Source organism: Streptomyces sp. NPDC028635 (assembly GCF_040637635.1).
GTDB lineage: Bacteria > Actinomycetota > Actinomycetes > Streptomycetales > Streptomycetaceae > Streptomyces.
The window spans coordinates 40,193-58,883 of the sequence record NZ_JBEZWX010000025.1; the positions used below are offsets into that span (position 1 = coordinate 40,193).

17 protein-coding genes and 1 tRNA gene are annotated in these 18,691 nt (G+C 73.1%); 6 read left to right on the plus strand and 12 right to left on the minus strand.

Annotated elements, in window-relative coordinates; all coding sequences use genetic code 11:
- Positions 1 to 142: 142 nt before the first annotated feature.
- The gene (locus AB0E88_RS24365; protein WP_361634024.1) at positions 143 to 607 is read right to left on the minus strand and encodes a GatB/YqeY domain-containing protein; all 465 of its coding nucleotides are present in this window, start codon (positions 605 to 607) and stop codon (positions 143 to 145) included.
- Positions 608 to 803: 196 nt separating this feature from the next.
- On the opposite strand from AB0E88_RS24365, the gene AB0E88_RS24370 reads away from it, so the two are divergent.
- The 3 genes from AB0E88_RS24370 (at position 804) to AB0E88_RS24380 (ending at position 2,840) form a co-directional block, all read left to right on the plus strand.
- The gene (locus tag AB0E88_RS24370; protein WP_361634027.1) at positions 804 to 1,730 is read left to right on the plus strand and encodes a metallophosphoesterase; all 927 of its coding nucleotides are present in this window, start codon (positions 804 to 806) and stop codon (positions 1,728 to 1,730) included.
- A gap of 205 nt (positions 1,731 to 1,935) precedes the next feature.
- Positions 1,936 to 2,733, plus strand: a complete 798-nt coding sequence (locus tag AB0E88_RS24375) for a Pr6Pr family membrane protein (protein ID WP_361634030.1) — start codon at positions 1,936 to 1,938, stop codon at positions 2,731 to 2,733.
- A gap of 33 nt (positions 2,734 to 2,766) precedes the next feature.
- Positions 2,767 to 2,840, plus strand: a tRNA-Pro gene (locus AB0E88_RS24380).
- Between the two features lie 64 nt (positions 2,841 to 2,904).
- Here the strand turns inward: AB0E88_RS24380 and AB0E88_RS24385 are convergent.
- The 10 genes from AB0E88_RS24385 to AB0E88_RS24430 form a co-directional block, all read right to left on the minus strand.
- Complete coding sequence (locus tag AB0E88_RS24385; protein WP_361634033.1) at positions 2,905 to 3,450, minus strand: Pycsar system effector family protein; 546 nt, start codon at positions 3,448 to 3,450, stop codon at positions 2,905 to 2,907.
- Between the two features lie 83 nt (positions 3,451 to 3,533).
- The gene (locus AB0E88_RS24390; RefSeq protein WP_361634036.1) at positions 3,534 to 4,790 is read right to left on the minus strand and encodes a DUF4407 domain-containing protein; all 1,257 of its coding nucleotides are present in this window, start codon (positions 4,788 to 4,790) and stop codon (positions 3,534 to 3,536) included.
- Between the two features lie 268 nt (positions 4,791 to 5,058).
- Positions 5,059 to 6,135, minus strand: coding sequence for a hypothetical protein (locus AB0E88_RS24395; RefSeq protein WP_361634039.1), 1,077 nt, complete (start codon positions 6,133 to 6,135; stop codon positions 5,059 to 5,061).
- Positions 6,132 to 8,423: a hypothetical protein gene (locus AB0E88_RS24400; protein ID WP_361634041.1), complete on the minus strand. Its 2,292-nt coding sequence runs from the start codon at positions 8,421 to 8,423 to the stop codon at positions 6,132 to 6,134. The genes AB0E88_RS24395 and AB0E88_RS24400 overlap by 4 nt, the downstream gene beginning before the upstream one ends.
- Positions 8,416 to 9,294 carry a hypothetical protein gene (locus tag AB0E88_RS24405; RefSeq protein ID WP_361634044.1) on the minus strand — a complete coding sequence of 293 codons (879 nt, stop codon included), beginning with the start codon at positions 9,292 to 9,294 and terminating at the stop codon, positions 8,416 to 8,418. The genes AB0E88_RS24400 and AB0E88_RS24405 overlap by 8 nt, the downstream gene beginning before the upstream one ends.
- Before the next feature lie 96 nt (positions 9,295 to 9,390).
- The gene (locus AB0E88_RS24410; protein WP_361634047.1) at positions 9,391 to 10,098 is read right to left on the minus strand and encodes a Crp/Fnr family transcriptional regulator; all 708 of its coding nucleotides are present in this window, start codon (positions 10,096 to 10,098) and stop codon (positions 9,391 to 9,393) included.
- A gap of 205 nt (positions 10,099 to 10,303) precedes the next feature.
- Entirely contained in the window at positions 10,304 to 10,498 is a 195-nt protein-coding gene (tatA, locus tag AB0E88_RS24415) for a Sec-independent protein translocase subunit TatA (RefSeq protein ID WP_361634050.1), read from the minus strand.
- Positions 10,499 to 10,599: 101 nt separating this feature from the next.
- The gene (locus tag AB0E88_RS24420) at positions 10,600 to 12,450 is read right to left on the minus strand and encodes an LCP family protein (RefSeq protein WP_361634053.1); all 1,851 of its coding nucleotides are present in this window, start codon (positions 12,448 to 12,450) and stop codon (positions 10,600 to 10,602) included.
- A 103-nt stretch (positions 12,451 to 12,553) separates the two neighbouring features.
- Positions 12,554 to 15,424 carry an HAD-IC family P-type ATPase gene (locus AB0E88_RS24425; protein WP_361634197.1) on the minus strand — a complete coding sequence of 957 codons (2,871 nt, stop codon included), beginning with the start codon at positions 15,422 to 15,424 and terminating at the stop codon, positions 12,554 to 12,556.
- Between the two features lie 81 nt (positions 15,425 to 15,505).
- The gene (locus tag AB0E88_RS24430) at positions 15,506 to 15,868 is read right to left on the minus strand and encodes a metalloregulator ArsR/SmtB family transcription factor (protein ID WP_361634056.1); all 363 of its coding nucleotides are present in this window, start codon (positions 15,866 to 15,868) and stop codon (positions 15,506 to 15,508) included.
- A 170-nt stretch (positions 15,869 to 16,038) separates the two neighbouring features.
- On the opposite strand from AB0E88_RS24430, the gene AB0E88_RS24435 reads away from it, so the two are divergent.
- Positions 16,039 to 16,431: a BlaI/MecI/CopY family transcriptional regulator gene (locus AB0E88_RS24435; protein ID WP_361634059.1), complete on the plus strand. Its 393-nt coding sequence runs from the start codon at positions 16,039 to 16,041 to the stop codon at positions 16,429 to 16,431.
- Between the two features lie 3 nt (positions 16,432 to 16,434).
- Positions 16,435 to 17,463, plus strand: a complete 1,029-nt coding sequence (locus AB0E88_RS24440; RefSeq protein ID WP_361634062.1) for a M56 family metallopeptidase — start codon at positions 16,435 to 16,437, stop codon at positions 17,461 to 17,463.
- Positions 17,464 to 17,473: 10 nt separating this feature from the next.
- On the opposite strand, the gene AB0E88_RS24445 is transcribed toward AB0E88_RS24440, so the two are convergent.
- Positions 17,474 to 18,103 (minus strand): hypothetical protein, encoded by a 630-nt coding sequence (locus AB0E88_RS24445; protein WP_361634065.1) that lies wholly within the window; start codon positions 18,101 to 18,103, stop codon positions 17,474 to 17,476.
- Positions 18,104 to 18,370: 267 nt separating this feature from the next.
- Between AB0E88_RS24445 and AB0E88_RS24450 the strand changes: the two genes are divergently transcribed.
- Entirely contained in the window at positions 18,371 to 18,583 is a 213-nt protein-coding gene (locus AB0E88_RS24450) for a DUF4287 domain-containing protein (protein WP_361634068.1), read from the plus strand.
- Positions 18,584 to 18,691 lie beyond the last annotated feature (108 nt).

The following is an 18,691-nucleotide window of genomic DNA, read 5'->3' on the forward strand; positions in this document are numbered from 1 at the left end:
CATCGGGCCCAAACACGGCCCCGGCCCCGGGCCCGGGGTTCCCGCGCCCCCCCGCCCGCGGGGTTTTACGCCGGGGGGGCCCCCCCTTGCGCAAGGGGCGCCCCGCCGTCGTATCGGCTTGTTCAGCCCGCGAGGTGCTGCTTCAGCCCGCGAGGTGCTTCTTCACCGCGGCGGCGACGCGGCCGCCCTCGGCCTGGCCGGCCACCTTCGGGTTCACGATCTTCATGACGGCACCCATGGCCCGCGGGCCCTCGGCGCCGGCGGCCTTCGCCTCCGACACGGCCTGGGAGACGATCGCCTCCAACTCGTCGTCGGACAGCTGCTTGGGCAGGTAGGCGGCGAGGACCTCGCCCTCCGCCTTCTCCCGCTCGGCCTGCTCGGCGCGGCCGCCCTGGGCGAAGGCCTCGGCGGCCTCCCGGCGCTTCTTCGCCTCGCGGGTGATCACCTTCTGTACCTCGTCGTCGGAGAGCTCGCGCTTCTCCTTGCCCGCGACCTCCTCCTTGGTGATCGCGGCGAGCGTCAGCCGGAGCGTCGAGGAGCGGAGCTCGTCGCGCTCCTTGATCGCGGCGTTGAGGTCTTCCTGCAGCTTCGACTTGAGCGTGGTCATGGGGGCGATTGTCGCAGGTGCGGCGGGCGCGACGCCCGTCGATTAATCGTGGAGCTCGGTTTGTCCCCAGGGGTTGGTCGCCACGGGGGCGGGTTGTCGACGGGTGCTGGTTGTCCACAGGGGGTTGGTTGTCCACAGGGGGCTGGGTGTCCACAGGCCGGCGCGGCCGGGTGAGCGCATCTGACACGATGTCCGTATGCGCGCGCGATACAAGGTCCCCCTGGGAATCGCGGCGGCTGGCGCCGCCGGTCTGGTGTACGCGGCGGGCTTCGAGGCCCGCTCCTTCCGTCTGCGACGGGTGACGATCCCGGTCCTGCCGTCCGGGATGCGCCCCCTGCGCGTGCTGCAGGTCTCCGACATCCACATGGTCTCCGGCCAGCGCAAGAAACAGCGCTGGCTGCGCTCGCTGGCCGGTCTGCGCCCCGACTTCGTGATCAACACGGGCGACAACCTCTCCGACCCGGAGGGCGTGCCCGAGGTGCTGGACGCGCTCGGCCCGCTGATGGACTTCCCCGGGGCGTACGTCTTCGGGTCCAACGACTACTACGGCCCCCGCCTGCGCAACCCCGCCCGCTACCTGGTCGAGAAGGTCCAGGGCAAGCACGGCCTGAACGGCAACCCGCCCGCCGTCGGCGTGGTCCACAACCCCTGGGAGGACCTGCGGGACGCCTTCGACGCGGCCGGCTGGCTGAACCTGACCAACACACGCGGGATGCTGAAGATCGACGGGATCTCCGTGGAGATGACGGGTCTGGACGACCCGCACATCAAGCGGGACCGCTACACCCGGGTCGCCGGCGGCCCCTCCGGCGCGGCCGACTTCTCGATGGGCGTGGTCCACGCGCCCTACCTGCGGGTACTGGACTCCTTCGCGGCGGACGACTACCCGCTGGTCCTGGCCGGCCACACGCACGGCGGCCAGCTGTGCATCCCGTTCTACGGCGCCCTGGTCACCAACTGCGACCTGGACACGGACCGTGTGAAGGGCCTGTCCACGCACACGGCCGAAGGCCGTACCGCCTTCCTCCACGTCTCCGCGGGCTGCGGCACGAACCGCTACACCCCGGTCCGCTTCGCCTGCCCGCCGGAGGCGACGCTGCTGACGCTGGTGGGGAAGGACTGACGGCGCCGCCAGCAGGGTGAGGTGAGGTGGCCCGGACGGCCGGGAGAACGGAAGGCGCGTCGGGGGGCGCAGAACCCCCGACGCCCCGGAGGAGCGGACGGCCAGGGTGCCTCCGCACCCCGGACGTCCTGCCAGGGTGCCTCCGTCCCCCGGACGGCCCAGCCCGAAAGGCCCCTGTTGCCCCTTTCCGCCTAACTTGGGGAGCATGACCGCCCCGATACCCAGGGACATCCCGGACCTGCCCGCGATCCCGGGAACCCACCCCGCCGTACTGCCCTCACCGGTCCCCGCCGCGGCGGTGGTCCCCCCGATCCGCCGCCCGCTCACGGCGGTGTACCGCGTGCTGATCGCCCTGCTCGCCGCCGCGGGAGTGACGCTCTACGTCCTCCTGGGCAGCCCCGCACGGGTCCTGTCGTACTTCACGATCCAGAGCAGCATCCTGCTGGCCGTCGTCTGCCTCTTCTCGGCCCGCCGCGCCTGGACGGCCCGCCGCCCGCTCCCCTCGGCCATGACCGGCGCCGCGCTGCTCTACGTCGTGATCACGGCCCTCGTCTACCACCTGCTCCTGGCGAACACGGCGAGCCCGTTCTCCATGGCCGGCGCCGGCGCCCCGACCGGCTGGCAGGCGGTGGCCAACCAGCTCCTGCACACGGTCGTCCCGGCAGCCGCGGTGCTGGACTGGCTGCTGCTCACCACCCCCGGCCACCTGCACCTGCGCCAGGCGGCGACGTGGCTCGTGTACCCCCTGGCCTACCTGGCCTTCTCCCTGGTCCGCGCGGAGTTCCTGCTGCCCGGCACACCGGCCCGCTACCTCTACCCGTTCCTCGACGTGGAGCAGCACGGCTACAAGAGCGTGCTGGCGAACGCGCTGCTCCTGGGTCTGTCCTTCTACGCCCTGGCGATCGTCCTCGTGATCCTCGACCACGTCCGCCCCAACCCGCTGCGACGCCACCCGCGCCCGCGCTCCAGAACCGGATTTCGTCTCCAGCCGCCAGTGGGCTAAAGTAAACGTCGTCGCCGCGACAAGCAGCGACATCGGGGTGTAGCGCAGCTTGGCAGCGCGCTTCGTTCGGGACGAAGAGGTCGTGGGTTCAAATCCCGCCACCCCGACACTGGTCAGGACCCTCCTACGGATATCCGTAGGAGGGTCCTGATGCGTTTGCGGGACGCGGGGTCACGTCGTCGCTCCTGTCGCCACCCCCAGCAGGAAAAGTACGCAGGACGCCGTGGCCCAGGCCAGTGCGTGGCGGATGCAGCGGTACTTCGTCCAGGCGATCTGGGACAGGGCCGCCAGCTGGCTCAGGTCGCGGGCCGTGGGATCGGTCCGGCGGACCATCTGCTCCAGGTGCGCGACCGAAGCCGTCCTCGCGTCGCCGAAATAGTGGGCGCCGCGGGAGTCGGCGCCGGAGCCGGAGGGACGGCCGAGCCGGGGGGTCACGGCCAGGCCCAGCAGCACGAGGGCCGGGGCGCAGGCGGCGCACCCCGTCCAGAACAGGAGCTGAGGGACGGCCGGGTAGTGACGCGGCGCGATGGCCCCGCTGCCGATCGCGCCGAGCACCGCGGCCAGGGCCGCGCCCAGGAACCCGAGCATCACGGCGGCCTTGCTGTCGGCCTTGACGAGCTCCTCACGGACTTCGGCCAGGAGGATCCTCGTCAGCTGGGCGCCGCCGTCGGCCGGGAGGTTGGTGCTGGGGCCCGTGTCGTCCCCGGGCGTGGTCATGGCATGGTCTCCTTCACGTTGCCGGCAGGCGGCCGCCCCGGTGTGCGAGGCGGCCGCGGTGCCGTGGCCGGACGGGCGGAGCGTCAGATCGACGAGCGGCGGATCTCGTCCTCCAGTGCGTTGATCGCCTGCCGCACCCGTATGTTCATGGCTGCCGTGTGTTCCCGGAACGCCGCCTCCTGCTCGGCGCGATGGCGGCGCACCTCCTGCTCGATGCCGTCCTGGGCCATCTCCAGATCCGCCAGGGCCCGGCGCTCGGCGAGCCTGACCTCCTCGGCGTGGATCTTCACCGCGCTGTTGCTCTCGTTGCTGAGCATCCGGTCATAGGTGGTCTCGCCACTCTGGAACTTCACCAGCACGGGAAGCACATCGAGGAACACGAACAGCAGGCGCACCAGCCAGACCCGAGCGGCCAGCGAAGCGTTCCCGCTCGCCAGTTCGTCGAGCGCCCGGACCCGCTCCAGGGCGCCGATCTCCTTCTGCTTCGCTCGCTCCTCGGTCAGCCGCTGTTCGATGGCCTCGGCCCGCGCCTTGCGGAAATCGCCCCGCGACGCGGTCAGCGCACCCTCCATCGCGGCGATGCGGCTGTTCATGCCGGCGAGACGCCGCTCGTTCTCCTGGGTGTGGTGCGTGTTCCGGTAGTCCTGTGCCTTGGCACGCAGACGCAGGCACTCCGAGGTCCGCTGAAGGCGTCCCGTGGACACGACGTAGATGAGCCGGCGGCATTCGTCCCGTACCTCGGAGTCGATCGCCTCCAGCGCGCCGCTCTCCGCGTCCACGCGCTTCTGCAGGGCGGCCGCGTCCGAGCGCAGGGTGCTCAGTTCCTCCGCCTGCTCCCCCGGCGCCGCGCCGAAGGACAGGATGTACGTCGTGTCGCAGCCCTCGGGGGTGACGGTCTGCGTCGCCGCCGGTACCGGGTTGCAGCGGACCAGGTGGGAGCGCAACTGGTCGATGTCGGCGGAGCGTTCGTCCAGGACGTGCTTCTCGATCGCCGTCTGGAAGATGCGCAGCACCAGCGGTTCGGCGATCACGACACCGACGAACAGGGCTATCAGCAGCCGCATCACCAGCGGCCCGACCCGGCGCCGCGCGTTCGGCTGCGGCGTGACCAGCCAGCGGTCGAGATTGAGCACGAACAGCATCCAGATGGCCGCGGGTACCAGCGCGAGGAGCGAGGGCCTGCCGAGCGCCTCACTCGCGAAGTTCCACATGGAGAACGCCGCGATGACGGAGGTGCCGAACACCACCCCGCCGAGCGCCGTGTACTTGCTCCGTTCGAAGCGGACCCTGGCCAGCAGTTCCTCGTCCACGCCGGTCAGGGAGCGCAGCCGTCGCGCCACGTCGGTGCCGGTCGGGCGGCGGAGGCCGCCCGGGGCCCGGGTTCCGTCACCGGACGGGCGCGGCAGCGGACCGCCACCCGCCGGACGGGGGCTGCCGACGACCGTGCGGGGGCCTGGACCCGGCGCGGAGGGGCCTCCAGCCGGCGCACCGGCGCCCTCTCCCTTGGTGCGGGCTGCGGCCCGTCCGTTCACGACGCGGGTCGCCTTGCCGTCACCCGCTGTCCGGCCTCTCCCTCGGCGGGGAGCCGACCCGTGGTTCGTCAGGTAGTCAGTCAACGAGATCGTCCTCGTCCTTGACGAAGCCGCCCTGCGGGTCCCGGGAGACGCTGCCGCCGCCCGCCGCACGATCGGGACGGGACGGTCCCGACTCGACCATGCGGACGGTGTCGGCGACGGCCCCGACACCGGGTGAGCCCAGTCCTCCGGTCTCCCGCAGAACCTGGTCCAGCACCTGGTGGTAGTCGACGTACTCGCTGCCGCTCATCTGCCGCAGCAGCGTCAGCAGCAGCTCGCGGCGCAGCTGCACCTCGGCCGTCTCCTGCGCCTGCGCGTGGGTCCGCTCCGCCACCTCGCTCTTGTACCGGCGGGCCGAATCCTCCTCGGCGAGGCGGTGGATGCGCGCCGCGACCTCGGTGACGTCGATCTCCTTGCGGGCGATGCCGAAGGCGTCCACATGGTCCGAGCCCTGCGCCAGCAGCTCCGCGATCCGCTGGGCGTCCTCCGTCTCGAAGTCACGCTGTCCGCGCCGCAGTTCCCAGGACCGCCGCTCGTCACGCAGCTTCTGCTCCCAGTTGCGCAGGTCGTCCGAGGCGGTGTGCACCTCGGCGCTGACGAACTCCACACTCATGCCGGCCACCCGCGGCGGCACGATCGCGCTGTAGGCGGTCATACGGCGGCCCACCTCGGCGCGCACCGCGTTGATCTCCTCGACACGGTGTCCGGCGCTCACTCTGGGCAGCTCGCCGTCGCCCATCAGATAGGCGCGCAGCGGAACGGTGACGTCGATGATGCCCTGCCGGGCGACAACGGCCGGGTCGATGACCTGGCAGGTGAACGAGGTGCGCATGGTGAAGGTGTCCGCCTCGCTCACCGACGGCAGCGGGCGGTCCACGTCGACCAGGCGGGCCCGGGTGTCGACCAGGCTGACCGAGGACGCCTCGAGCACGTCGGGGTGGGACGGGTCGAACACCATGCCCTCGGGGAACAAGCGGTAGTTCCCCCCGGTGCGGAAGACGTAGGCGGCGCCGGGCGGCAGCGGCGGCAGGTCCTCGCGACGGCGACGGCGGGACCACCAGGTGCCCTGCACCGTGGCCAGGATGTGCTCGGCTATGACGGGATAGTTCACTTGGCTCGGCCTCCTTGGGCGGAAGGGGAGGATGCGGTGGGGATGACGGGCGTGGCGGAGCGCCTGGGGCCCGCCGCCCGGCCGCGCAGTGTGCCGAGGAGCACCTGCGCCAGCTCGCGGGTGCCGGGGACGGCGTAGTCGGGGTGTCTGAGGGCGATGGGCAGGTGCCGGCAGAGCGCTTCCCACTGGCGTGGGGTCATGGCCTCACGCATGGCGTCGCCGAGCTCACGCACGGCGTCCGTGACGGACGGGTCCTCACGCAGGTGCACCAGGGTCCGGCACAGCGCGGCGACGGCCCTGCTGCGGCTGCTGCTGTGCAGGACGTCCGTCCAGAGCGCCGCGAGATGGCGGGCGCTGTCCGGGACCGTGCGCAGCAGTGCCGCGGCGACGGGTTCGGGAGCGTCCAGCCGGGCGGCTTCCAGAAGCTGGGCGGTGGTCCGCAGGGCGATCGACCGCTCCTGGGAGCCCGGCGCCGCCTTGCTCAGGACGGTCCGCACGTACCGGAGCGTGAGCAGGGCCCGCTCGGGGTCCTGCTCGGCGCTCTGCAACAACAGGACCAGGGAACGGCGCGCCGCGACGGCGATGCGCTCGCCTCGGTGGGTCAGGAACCACAGCCAGTTGAGCGCCTCCATGCGGTACAGCGAACCCAGGTTGCCCGTCAGCGCCATGGCCGCCGTCACCGCCCGGCCGGGACCGTTGTTGTCCGTCCAGTTCAGGACGATGTTCAGGGCCTGTGGGGCGAGGTGCTCGGACGTGGACATGAACTGGAGCGTGATCGCGGCGGTCACCCGCTGGCTGGTGATGCCGTCGGACCACACCTTCAGCAGGTTCTCGTCGACCTCGACGAGTGCGTGCCGGGCCAGCAGTGCGACGCCCCGGGCCACCTCGGTCCGCGTCTCCAGGTCCCCGAGCAGCGCCAGCTCGCTCAGCCACCGGCGCATCGGGTACCAGAGCGCGTACCCGTACAGCTCGTGCAGTTCGGCGATGACCAGTTCACGGATGCGGGGTGAGGTGAAGACCAGGCGCCGCTCGCTGCGGCCGGCGTCCTTGCCGGGGCCGGGACGGTGCTCGGTCGTCACGAGCCCGACCGCGCGCTCCCGCCACCGGGCGCGGGACTGGTGGTGCGCCGTGCCGCTCAGCAGGGTCGTGGTCGAGCCGTCGGACTCCGCGACCGGTTGCTCACCGCTCAGTTCGAAGGTGCGCACATGGGCGGCGAGCGCGGCGCACTCCCTTTCCAGCACCCTCTCGGGTATGCCCTCCAGGAAGGCCAGGGCCGCGAGGGCCAGCAGGTCGTCCGCGGCCGGCTGCTGACCGAACCACTCGCGGACCCGCTCCCGGTAGCGGTCCCGCAGGGTGTCCAGCGCCCGCTCCGCGCCTTCCTCGGACAGGGTCACGGCCGCGGCGACGACATCGGCGGGCCGCCGCTGCTCGCCGATCCGCCGCAGGAGTTCCTGCTCGGCATCCGGTTCGACGCGCACCCGCGGCAGCTTGTTCCGGCAGTGCTCGAACAGTTCCACGGGATCGGGGGCCTGCCAGGGCACGCAGTGGTCCCGCAGGGCCAGCCGCCGGTGGGTCGTCTCGCCCGCGGTGATCACCAGGTACGAGCCCTGCCGGAGCAGCTTCTCGCTCAACCGCCCGATCCCGTACGCCTGCACCGCCTCGACATGCAGCTCGCCGACGTAGTCGAGGATGACGTATCCCTGGCCCGCCTTGAGGTCCCGTGAACGGGCCAGGTCGGCGAGGGCGTTGGCCGGCGACAGGCTGCGCAGCCTGGCTCCCCGGCCCAGGACCGCCCTGAGCAGAGCGAGGGACCCGGCACCGCGGCCGCAGCCCTCCGGGCCGGTCAGCACGACGAGGCCGTGGTCGAGCAGCTTGCGGCGCGCTTCGTCGAAGCAGGGCCGGGGAGGCAGGTGGAAGCGCAGGGCCCGGTCGGTCCTGCCGGGGTCGATGGTGCCGGGGGAGAGCCCGACGGACGATGCGGCACCGAACCCGAAGGCGGCCGAGGAGGCGTCGACGACACCGTAGAAGTTGTTGTTGACGAGCTGGTGGACCTGGCTCAGATCGTCATAGCCCCGCTCGTCCTCCTCCCGTTCGTCCGGTGCCTTCCGGCGCTCGTGGCCCGCGTCGCGGACGGGGGCCGGACCGGGGTCCGTCTCCCCGGCCGGCGCGTGATCCAGGTCGTCCGGCGTCGCTGAGGCTTCGTCCGGCGCAGGGGGCGCGGGATCGGTGCCGCCCGGGGGGTTCTCCGCGTCGGGCGGCCCGCCGTCGGGGACGGAGGCGTCAGGCACCGGGGCTCCCGAAGCCGAAGACGGCGCCCCGGGCGTCCACCGGCCCGGACATGTTGTTCACGTTGATGTTGCCGGCCCGGTACTCGTTGCTGATGCCCGCCGAACCGCCCGCGACGGCCGGCGTGGACCGGTCCGCAGCGGGCTCCCCCGACACCGGGACCGACGCCGGGTCCGACGCCGGGACCGCGGACTCGCCCGACACCGGGACCGCGGGCTCCGACGCCAAGACCGACGCCGGGGCCGCGGACTCCCCCGGCTCCGCGCTCCCGGGCTCGTGCGCGACGGTGACCGGTGCGCCGGGTATGTGCAGCCAGGCCGCGGCGCGGTATTCCTTCACCTGCACGGCCACGCGCGTGAAGTCCTCGGTGCGCAACGTCGTGTGCCCGCCGACTACTTGGGACGCGAACACCTCGTCGGACAGCAGCACCACCAGGTCGGCGCCGGGGTGCGCGGACAGGGCGTCGTAGAGCGCGGGGGCGTTCAGGAGGCGCGCCGTGGCCACCACGGCCGCGCCGGCGAAGCCGTTGTCGGCCAGCTCCACGAGTCCCTGGTGCACCACGACCCGCAGCCGGGTCTGCGCTTCCCGGACGCGCTGGGCGTTGTGCTCCCGCAGTACGGCCGCGAGATGGCGGACGTAGTCATCGACCAGGCGGGCCTCGGTGCCGTCCACGGGACGCACGGCGAGCTGCTCGTCACCTTTGCGCTGGATCTGCCACCGGGTGCGGTCGAACCCGGCGCCCCTGGCGGCGCGGTCGAGAAGGCGCGGCAGCTCGTGCTGGATCTCGGACTGCCTGCGGTCGTTGTTGCTGCCGTAGGCCTGTGCGTCCACGGCGATGCATATGCACGGATAGAACCCGAGCCACTCAACCACCCGATCATTCCTCTCTGGCAGGCGGCCACAGGCGGAACACCGCCTGTGAAGTGCGTGCACGAGAGGCTAGGAGAGGTGCTGAGAACTGATCCCGTATCAATACGGGTTGTCGGCCACGACTTTGGCGAATTCCAGCAGTTTCGGAACATCACAGACGGTTATGCTGCGGTAACTGCGCTCCACCAGTCCCTTGGCGGTCAGTGCGGCCAGGCTCTTCTCGGCCGTGTTGAGCGCCAGACCGGCCAGTGAGGCGAGTTCTCCCTGGGTGAGCGTCACACCGAGATCGCACCGCTTGCCGTCGCCGTCGGGTACGGGCTGGGCGTACGCCTGGCTCAGCTCGGCCAGCACTCGGGCCAGCCGGGTCAGCGAGTCGTAGGCCCGGAAGTCGATCCGGCGCCGGTTCGCCCAGCGCAGCCGGGCGCACAGCATGTGGAGGATGGCCCGCATCGCGTCCGGATGGCGGCTGAGGAAGGCCTCCAGCGCCCCGACCTGGATGACCCGCGCGGCGACGTCACCGCACGCGATCACCGTGCCGGACCTGGGCCGCTCCTCGAACGCCGCCATCTCGCCGACCAGGTCGCCCCCTATGCGCACCGAGAGCAGCATGTCGTAACCGCTCTCCGTGCTGGCCACGACCTTGACCACGCCGCTCGTGAGCAGCAGGACGTGCCTGCTGTCGTCGCCCTGCTGCAGCAGCGCGCGATGCGGCGGGTAGGTGATGGGAGTGCCCTGGCGCAGGAGTTCGAGGCGCGTCGCGTCGCGCAGCCGGCCGAGAAAGGTGGACGGCGGCCATGAGTGATCCACGAACACCCCCGGCGGTCTCGGTGCGGCCCAGCACGCTGCTCACTGCCCGACCATGCTGCCGCGCCACCCCGCCTCGGCACACAAACTGCACCACATGTGGCCGGATCGGTCTCTTCACAGCCGAAATTGATCGAATGAATATTCGTCACGGGCGGGAAGGTTCGGGTGGGTGCCGGTACCGTCCCGGGTCACCCCCGGCGGATGCTCACCGTTCGACCGCTTCGCCGGCGGGGACGGCGGTGTCCGCGTCCGTCTTCATCGCCCTGGCCTCGCTCTTGAGGATGCGCAGGGACTTGCCCAGGCCACGGGCGGCTTCGGGCAGTTTCTTGGAGCCGAACAGCACGATGATGACGATCGCCACGATCAGCAGGTGCCAGGGCTCCAGGCCGTTGCGGAGCATGCGGTCCTCTTTCCTCTCGGTCGATTTCTTCTCGGTCGGGCAGCCACTTGTTCACTTGCTTTATTGCGCAAGTGTATAGCGTACGGGGTCGGGGTGACGGTTCACGCGTCCGAGTCGGGCTTCGTCCGGGCCGCCGCGTACGCCTCGGCCGGAGTCATCGGCACGCCGTTCAGCTCCACCGTCTTGTAAGGGCTGACCTTGGCGCACGTCTTGGCCTGGTCGGCCGTCTGGGCGTGGGCGTCGGCCGTGGCCGCCTTGGTGTCGGCGGGGGCCGGTGCGGAGGCGGTGCCCGGGTAGCTCGTGCCGGACGGCCAGTCGGCCCCGATCACCAGGGTCAGGGCCGCGCCGGCGCCTTCCTTCAGATGCGAGGCGGGCAGGTTCAGCGCCTTCGCCACCGTCTCGGCCTGCGCCTTCTGCCCGGCGCCGTAGGTCAGGGTCGTCGACGCGGTGCGGCTCGGGGCGTTCGCCGTGCCCGCGCTGCGGCTGAAGCCCTGCTCCGTCAGCGCCGCCGCGACCGCGGACGCCCGGCCGGTGATCGCCGTGCCGTTCTCCACCGTCACCGCGATCCGCGAGGCCGGGACGGGCGGCGTGGACTCCTCGGGGGTGGCGTCACCGGCGGGCGAGGCCGCCGTCGAGGGCTTGGCGCCCGGCGTCGCCGACAGCGACTGGTCGTTCGCCATGGTCGCGAAGAGGGTCCTCGCGCCCGGGCCCACCACGACACGGTCGCGGTCACGGGGGTCGGGGGCCGTCTGCATCGTCGTGAACGTCATGGCCTTGGTGGGGACCTTGTCCACGTCCGTCGCCAGGGCGACCAGCTTGCGCACGCTGCCGAGACCGTCGTCCACGGTCAGCGCCTTGGTCGCGGCGTCGGCGAGGTCGTAGACCGCGGTGGGGTCGGTGAGTGTGCCGGCGCTCTTGAACTTGCGGAGCATCGCGCTGAGGAAGATGTGCTGGGAGACGGTACGTCCCAGGTCGCTGCCGTCGCCGAAGCCGTGCCGCGAGCGGACGAACTGAAGGGCCGCCACGCCCTTGAGCGTGTGGGTGCCCCGCGACAGCTTCAGGTGCGAGTACGTGTCGTAGACGTTGTCACTGACACAGACCGAGACGCCGCCGACCGCGTCGGACATCTTCACCACGCCGGAGAAGTCCAGCTTCACGAAGTGGTCGATGGGGATGCCGGTGAGCTGGTGGACGGTGGCCACCTGGCAGGCCGGGCCGTACTCCAGGGCGCTGTTGATCTGGCCGTAGTAGCCGGGGGTCGAGCGGCCCGTGTCGGTGTTCTTGCAGGCCGGGACCTGGGTCATCGTGTCGCGCGGGATGCTCATCACGGTCGCGTTGGAGCGGTCGGCGGATATGTGCACCACCATCTCCACGTCCGCGTTGCTGCCGGTCTGCACCCCTGTCTTCGCGCAGCCGCCGCCGAGCTTGCAGTCCTCTTCGCTGGTGCGGCCGTCCGAGCCCATGACCAGGATGTTGATCGGGGTGCGGCCGAAGGCGTCCGCCGTCTCCGTGCCGCCCTTGCCGTCCAGCGAGACGCTGTTGATGTTGCCGTTCAGGTGCTCGTAGAACCACCAGCCGACGCCGGCCGTGACGAGGACGAGGAACGACAGGAAGATGCCGGCGGCCCTCAGCAGCCGCCTGCCCCGGCTCAGCTGCCGGGGCCGTCGCCGTGCGCCGGCGTCCGGGCGGGAGCGTCCGCGGGGGCCGGCGCCGTCAGCCCGGCGGTCCCGCTGACGGGGCGCCGGCCGGTCCGCCGTACGCCGCCCGCCGGGCTGGCCGGTCGCACGGCCACCGTCCGGACCGGTCGGGCGATTGCCGTCCGGACGGGCCGTGCGGCCACCGTCCGGGCCCGCCGTGCGGCCGCCGTCCGCCCCGGGTCCGCGCCCGCCGGGCACCCGGGTGCCGCGGTGGCGCGTGGTCCGGCCGCCCGGGCCGTTCCACGGCTCGCTCATCTGCCACTCCCCCTGAACGGTCGGGCGTGTTGCTTGCGTGATTGCGCAATCTAACAAACATGGAGCAGTGGCAGTACGGCACCTGCTCGGTACCACCAACCCTTTACAGGGGAGGCACGTGCGCGGCGCACGGTTCCACGGGGTCGGTCACATCACAGTGCTCCCGCGTGCGGCAGCGCCGTTCGTAGCGGGCTCTCGCCGCCAGCAGGAACACCGCGTACACGGCCAGGACGGCGGCGAGGAGGGCGTAGTACACGGCCGGGAGGGCGGTCAGGCCCAGGGCCGGGCCGAGCGGGGACGGCGGGAGGGCCAGGCCCACCGCGACCAGGGCGAGCGCCGCCCAGGCCACGGGCCCCGGACGGCGCCCGGACCCGCCCGGGCCGCCGCGCGCTCCGGCCGCCCGGCGGCCGGCCCGGAGCAGCAGCATGACCAGGGCCTGGGTGAGGAGGTTCTCCGTGAACCAGCCCGAGTGGAACACGGCCTGATCGTCCCCGGTGCCCGGGCCGTCCAGGGTGAGCGCGAGGACCGCGAAGGTGGCGAGGTCGGCGACCGCGTTGAGCGCGCCGAAGACGGTGAGGAAGCGCAGCATGTCACGCGGCCGCAGCAGCGTCGGCCGGCGCAGCACCGCGGGGTGCGGGCGGTCGTGGGCGAAGGCGAGCTGGGCGGCGTCGAAGAACAGGTTCTGCACGAGGACCTGGGCCGGGAGCATCGGCAGGAAGGGCAGCAGCAGCCCCGCCGAGAGCATCGCGATCACGTTGCCGAGGTTGGAGGAGAGGGTGACCCGCAGATACGTCGCGATGTTGCCGCCGGCCCGCCGGCCCGCGGCGATGGCGTGGGCGATCGCGGTGAGGTCCTTCTCGGCGAGGACGACGTCGGCGCCCTCGCGGGCCACGTCGGCCGCGTCACGCGGGGCGATACCGACGTCGGCGGTGCGCAGCGCGGGCAGGTCGTTGACGCCGTCGCCGAGGAAGCCGACGGTGTGCCCGGCGGCACGCAGGGCGCCGGTGATCCGCGCCTTGTGGTCCGGTGTGCAGCGCGCGAAGACGGTCGTACGGCCGGCCAGGTCGGCGAGGGCCGCGTCGCCGAGGGAGTCCACGCGGTCGCCGACGACGACGGCGTCGTCGGTGAGGTGCAGCCCGAGGTCGCGGCAGGCGCGGGCGGCCGTGGCCGGGTGGTCGCCGGTGAGGATCTTGACCGTGACGCCGCCGGCGGCCAGGCCCCGCAGCGCGTCGGCGGCGCTCGGGGTGAGCGCGTCGCGCAGGGTGACCAGGCCGCGGAAGGTGAGGCCGCGCTCGTCGGCCGGGGTGTAGGGGCGGGTGCGGGCGGGGCGCTCGGCGGTGGCGACCGCCAGGACCCGCAGGCCGTCACCGGCGTGGCGGGCGGCGAGGTCGTGGGCGCGGGCGCGCTCGGCGTCGGTGAGCGCGCACCGCTCCAGGACGGACGTGGCGTCTCCCTTGACGACCAGGGTGTGCCTGCCGAGGCGGCCGGGCGTGCGCACGACGGCCGTCGCGAGGCGCCGCAGCGGGTCGAAGGGGAGCGCGGCGACACCGTCGTACGCCATGGGGTCGCGCTCCGGGACGCACGGCGCGGCCTCCGGCTGCGGGACGCACGCCGTGGCCTTTGCCCGCGGGGCGTACGGCGCCGCCTCCGGCTGCGGGAGGTGCGCCGTCGGCTCGCGCTCCGGGGCGTCCCTCATCAGCTGGAGCTGTGGGGCGTACGCCGTGGCCGCCGACTGCGGGAGGCACGCCGTGACCTCGCACTCCGGGGCGGCGGGCGCCAGGGTGGTCGGCGCGGTGTCGTGCGCTGTCGGCTCGCGCTCGTCGGCGGGCAACGGCAGCGCCGCCTCCAGCAGTGCGTCGTCCAGCGCGTCCGGTTCCGGGAGGTCGGCCAGGTGCAGGGTCCACCAGGCGTTGACGGCGGCCCAGTGCAGGACGTCGGGGTCGTCGCGGCCGGTTGGGTCGAGGGCGCCGTGGACCACCGGGCGATCCTGCGTGAGGGTGCCGGTCTTGTCCACGCACAGCACGTCGGCGGCGCCGAGGTCGTGCAGCGCGGGCAGCCGGCGGACGATCACGCCGTGGGTCCGGGCGAGCAGCGCGGCGCCGCGGGCCAGGCAGGTGGTGACCAGGACGGGCAGCATCTCCGGGGTCAGCCCGACGGCCACCGCGACGGCGAACGGCAGTGTCTCCAGCCCGCGGTCGCGCAGCGCCGCGTTGGCCATGAGGACCAGCGGCGGGGTCAGCAGCATGAAGCGGATGAGGATCCAGGAGATGCCGTGGACCGACCGGTCGAAGGCACTGGCCGGCCGCCGCTCGGGCTGCCGGGCGTGGGCGGCGGCGAGGCGGGTCCGCGCGCCGGTCGCGGTCACGACGGCGGTGGCACTGCCCGAGACCACGCCGCTGCCCTGGTAGCAGTGCTGCGGCTGGTCCGGCGCCCCGCCGCTCCCGCCGGCCTCGGCCGACTTGGCGACCGGCGCCGACTCCCCCGTCAGCGCCGACTGATGCACCGTCAGGCCACGTGCGCGCAGCAGCCGTACGTCCGCCGGTACCAGGTCGCCCGGGCCCAGCCGGACGATGTCGCCGGGGACGAGCTCGCCGACCGGGATCTCCCGGCTGACGGGCGTCGCGCCCTCGTCGGCGCGGCGCCGCACGGTGGCGGTGGTGGCGACCAAGCGCCGCAGCGCGGCCGTGGACCGGTCGGCCCGGTGCTCGCCGCTCGCGCGCAGGACGCAGCTCACCGCGACCAGCAGCAGGATCACCGCGGCGGTCCCCCAGGCGAGGACGACGGCCGACACCAGTCCGAGGCAGAGCAGCACCGCGGTGAACGGCTCGCGCGCGCTGCGCGCGAACAGCCGCGGCCAGGACGCCTCGCGTCGCGCGGGCAGCACGTTGTCACCGCAGCGGGCCAGCCGCTCCTGCGCCTGCGCCTCGGTCAGGCCGCGCGGACCGCTGCCGAGTCCGCGCAGGACCTCCAGCACCGTGTCCGGTTCACGGCGACCGGCGTCCCGGGCCGCCGCGCCCGGCCCCGGGGCCGCGGTGCTCTCCGCCACCGGTCGCTCTCAGCCACCGATCCGGCGCAGCCGGTGGGCCGGAACTGCGCTCTGCCCGGCACGGGCGGTCATCTGGCCGACCATGACCCTGACCAGCGTGACGATGTCCGGGTCGTCGATGTAGTAGACCTGCCGCCGGCCCTCGCGCCGGGAGCGGACGAGCCCGGCGAGTTTCAGCTTGGCCAGGTGCTGGCTGACCGCGGGCAGCGCGCCGCCCACCCGGTTCGCGAGGTGCGTCACGTCGCTCTCGCCCTGCGCCAGGGCCCACATCAGGTGGAGCCGGGCCGAGGACGCGAGCAGTCCGAAGGCGGCGGCCGCCTCCGCCAGCACCTCGGCGGGCGGGTCCTCGAAGCCCCCGACGTTCTCCGTCACAGCCCTCTCCCGTCCCACCCTGTTCCCAGCCGACGCCTGTGCGCCCACCCATCGTAGAAGGGGCCGCCCACCGCCTTCGTTCGTACGGCGGTGAGCGGTCACGCCCTTTGTACGATGTGACGCCCACCCCACGGGGAACCGGGCGGGCCGAGGCGGAAGGGAGGCAGCGCGTGCGGGAACCGGAACCGGACTCGCGCCGTCGGCGCAGGGCCAACGGCACGCTGGAGACGCGCGTGCTCGCGGCGCTGCACGAGGCCGACGGGCCCGTGACCGCGGGCTGGGTGCAGGAGCGGCTGGCCGCCGGCCTCGCCTACACCACCGTCGTCACGGTGCTGGCCCGCCTGCTGGCCAAGAACGCCGTCACGCGCCGGCGCGAGGGGCGGTCGTTCGTGTGGATGCCCGCAGCGGATCCGGCGGGGCTCGCCGCGCTGCGGATGCGCAAGGTCCTGGACGGTGAGCAGGACCGCCGGGCGGTGCTCGCCAGCTTCGTCACCGGGCTGCCGGAGGGCGACGAGCAGTTGCTGCGCGAACTGCTGGACCGGGCCGGTGGCGAGGAGCAGTAGCGGATGGGGATCTTCGTCTTCCTTCCGCTGGTGCTGCCGCTGACCGCGTGGCCCGTCGCGCGCCTGGCGGAGGGCCGCCTGCACCCGCGTACGGCGACGGTGCTGCTGACCGGCGTCGCCACGGTCATGGCCCTGTGCAGCACCGTGTGCCTCGCGCTGCTGATGGTGGTCGGCACGGCGCAGTTGCCGGGCAATCCGCTGCCGGACGGCTGGTCGGATCCGGAGGTCCGCGAGAGCGTGCCGCGGCACGAGGTCGCCGGGAAGGCAGCGATCCCGGTGCTGCTCGTGGTCGTCGGCGCCTGCGGCCGGGTGCTGCTGCGCCACTGGCGGGTGCGGTGGCGCGCCCACCGAGCCCTGGCCGGGCTGCCGCGGCGCGAGGTCGCGGTGCTGTCCGACGCCGAGCCGTACGCCTACGCCCTGCCCGGTGGCCCGCGGGACCGGGTGGTGGTGTCCACGGGCCTGCTGCGATGCCTCGACGCGCGCGAGCGCCGCGCCCTGTTCGCCCATGAACGGGCGCATCTGGCCGCCCGGCACCACCGCCATCTGCTGCTGGTGCGCCTTGCGGCCTGCGCGAACCCGTTCCTGCTGCCCCTGCGGACCGCCGTGACCTATACGGCGGAGCGCTGGGCGGACGAGGAGGCGGCACAGGCCGTCGGCAGCCGCCGGACCGTGGCCCGCGCGATCGGCAAGGCGGCGCTGGTCTCCCGCGACGCCCCGACCCCCACCCTGGCCGCCTTCGCCGCACCGGCGCCCCCGACCCCGGCACCGCCCCCGACTCCGGCGCCGCCCCCGACCCCAGCGCCGCCGACCGCGTTCTCGGCGTTCGCCGCCGGCGACCCGCCCGGGCCGTTGCCCCGGCGGGTCGCCGCGCTTCTCGGGCCGGCGCCTGCCGTGCGGGCGTGGCCGTCCCTGTTCACGACCGTCGGCCTGGCCCTGTGGACCGCGGCCACCGGGGCCGTGCTGTCCGCGCTGTTCTCCGCCAACTCGGCCGTCACCCTGCTGTGCCTGCTCCGCGCCGCGACTCCCCTGTGAGCCGCGCGGATCAGGACACGCCCTTCGGTGCCTGCTCCCCCGCCGGCGCTGCCTCCACAAGGCCGAGCAGGAAGGGCACCACCCCGCGCTCGAGCAGCGCCCGTTCCCACCTCTGCCTGGCCCTGTCGGCGGCCGTGTCCGCCGTGTCCGCCGTATCGGCCGGCCCTGCGGGCCCGGTCGCCCACAGCCAGACCACGTCGGCGACCGCCGCTCCCACGGCCAGGGCGCCGATCAGCAGACCGGCCGTGAGGAAACCGTCGCCCATGTAGGGGTGGCCGTCGAAGGCGCGCAGGCCGTAGCCGGTCAGCAGGAACGCGGCCGCCACCACGGCCGAGACACCGGGCAGGAGCACCGCCGGCGGAGGCAGGGCCCGGCGTGCGCCGGCCTGCCCCGCGGCCGGGTCGGCAGTGGGTGCGCAGGACGTGGGCAGCAGGCGGGCGTAGTCCCGGTACTCGGCCTCCGCCGCCGCGGCGATGGCCGTACGGGCCCGCACCGCGCGCAGGCGCAGCTGCTCCCGGTCGACCGCGCCGTCGGGGGCGCGGTCGAGGGCGTCCTGGACGGGGCCGCACGCCAGGGCCTGGTCGAGCACCCGCTCGAAAACGACGGCGAGCTCCGGCGCCGACGGTCCACCACACGTCATACGTCCCCCGATGAAGGTGAGGACTGGCGAGTGTAATGGTTCCTGGGTTGCGCAAGCTTGAAAGACAAACAAGTGGGTAGCGGGCACCTGCGGAACGCAGGCACCGGCCCGGGGCATCCACGGAGACCGAACCAGCGTGGGAGAGCTACGGGAGGCCGGAGCCGGCGTGTGACGCATGCCACTCGTGCCGGGCGATCAGTGACCGCCCGGCGACCGGTCATAAGGAGTGACACGAAGCGAGCGACAGCCGACGAAGGAGCCGCAGGGATGACCGACGCAGTCAAGGGCCCCGCCAGTTACTTCCCGTCCATCGAGAAGAAGTACGGGCGTCCGATCTCGGAGTGGCAGGACGTCATCCGCGCGGCGCTGCCGGCGAAGCACATGGAGCTGGTGCGCCTGCTCAAGACGGAACACGGACTGGGTCACGGCCACGCCAACGCCCTCGTCGCCCACACCCTCGCGGAGGCCGATACGGCGTGAGCCCCGTGCCCCTCGTCCGAGGCGGGGGCCGCGTCCGTCGCACCGTCCGGCACCGGTCCCTCCCCTCGTGCGGACCGGTGCCGAGCGGTGCGGACGGTATCGATCCGG

Bases quoted from the DNA above. Each gene is read 5' to 3' on its own strand.
- AB0E88_RS24440 (WP_361634062.1), top strand. From the start codon at position 16,435: ATGGGGATCTTCGTCTTCCTTCCGCTGGTGCTGCCGCTGACCGCGTGG.
- AB0E88_RS24450 (WP_361634068.1), top strand. From the start codon at position 18,371: ATGACCGACGCAGTCAAGGGCCCCGCCAGTTACTTCCCGTCCATCGAG.
- AB0E88_RS24445 (WP_361634065.1), bottom strand. From the start codon at position 18,103: ATGACGTGTGGTGGACCGTCGGCGCCGGAGCTCGCCGTCGTTTTCGAG.
- AB0E88_RS24365 (WP_361634024.1), bottom strand. From the start codon at position 607: ATGACCACGCTCAAGTCGAAGCTGCAGGAAGACCTCAACGCCGCGATC.
- AB0E88_RS24420 (WP_361634053.1), bottom strand. From the start codon at position 12,450: ATGAGCGAGCCGTGGAACGGCCCGGGCGGCCGGACCACGCGCCACCGC.
- tatA (WP_361634050.1), bottom strand. From the start codon at position 10,498: ATGCTCCGCAACGGCCTGGAGCCCTGGCACCTGCTGATCGTGGCGATC.
- AB0E88_RS24385 (WP_361634033.1), bottom strand. From the start codon at position 3,450: ATGACCACGCCCGGGGACGACACGGGCCCCAGCACCAACCTCCCGGCC.
- AB0E88_RS24375 (WP_361634030.1), top strand. From the start codon at position 1,936: ATGACCGCCCCGATACCCAGGGACATCCCGGACCTGCCCGCGATCCCG.
- AB0E88_RS24370 (WP_361634027.1), top strand. From the start codon at position 804: ATGCGCGCGCGATACAAGGTCCCCCTGGGAATCGCGGCGGCTGGCGCC.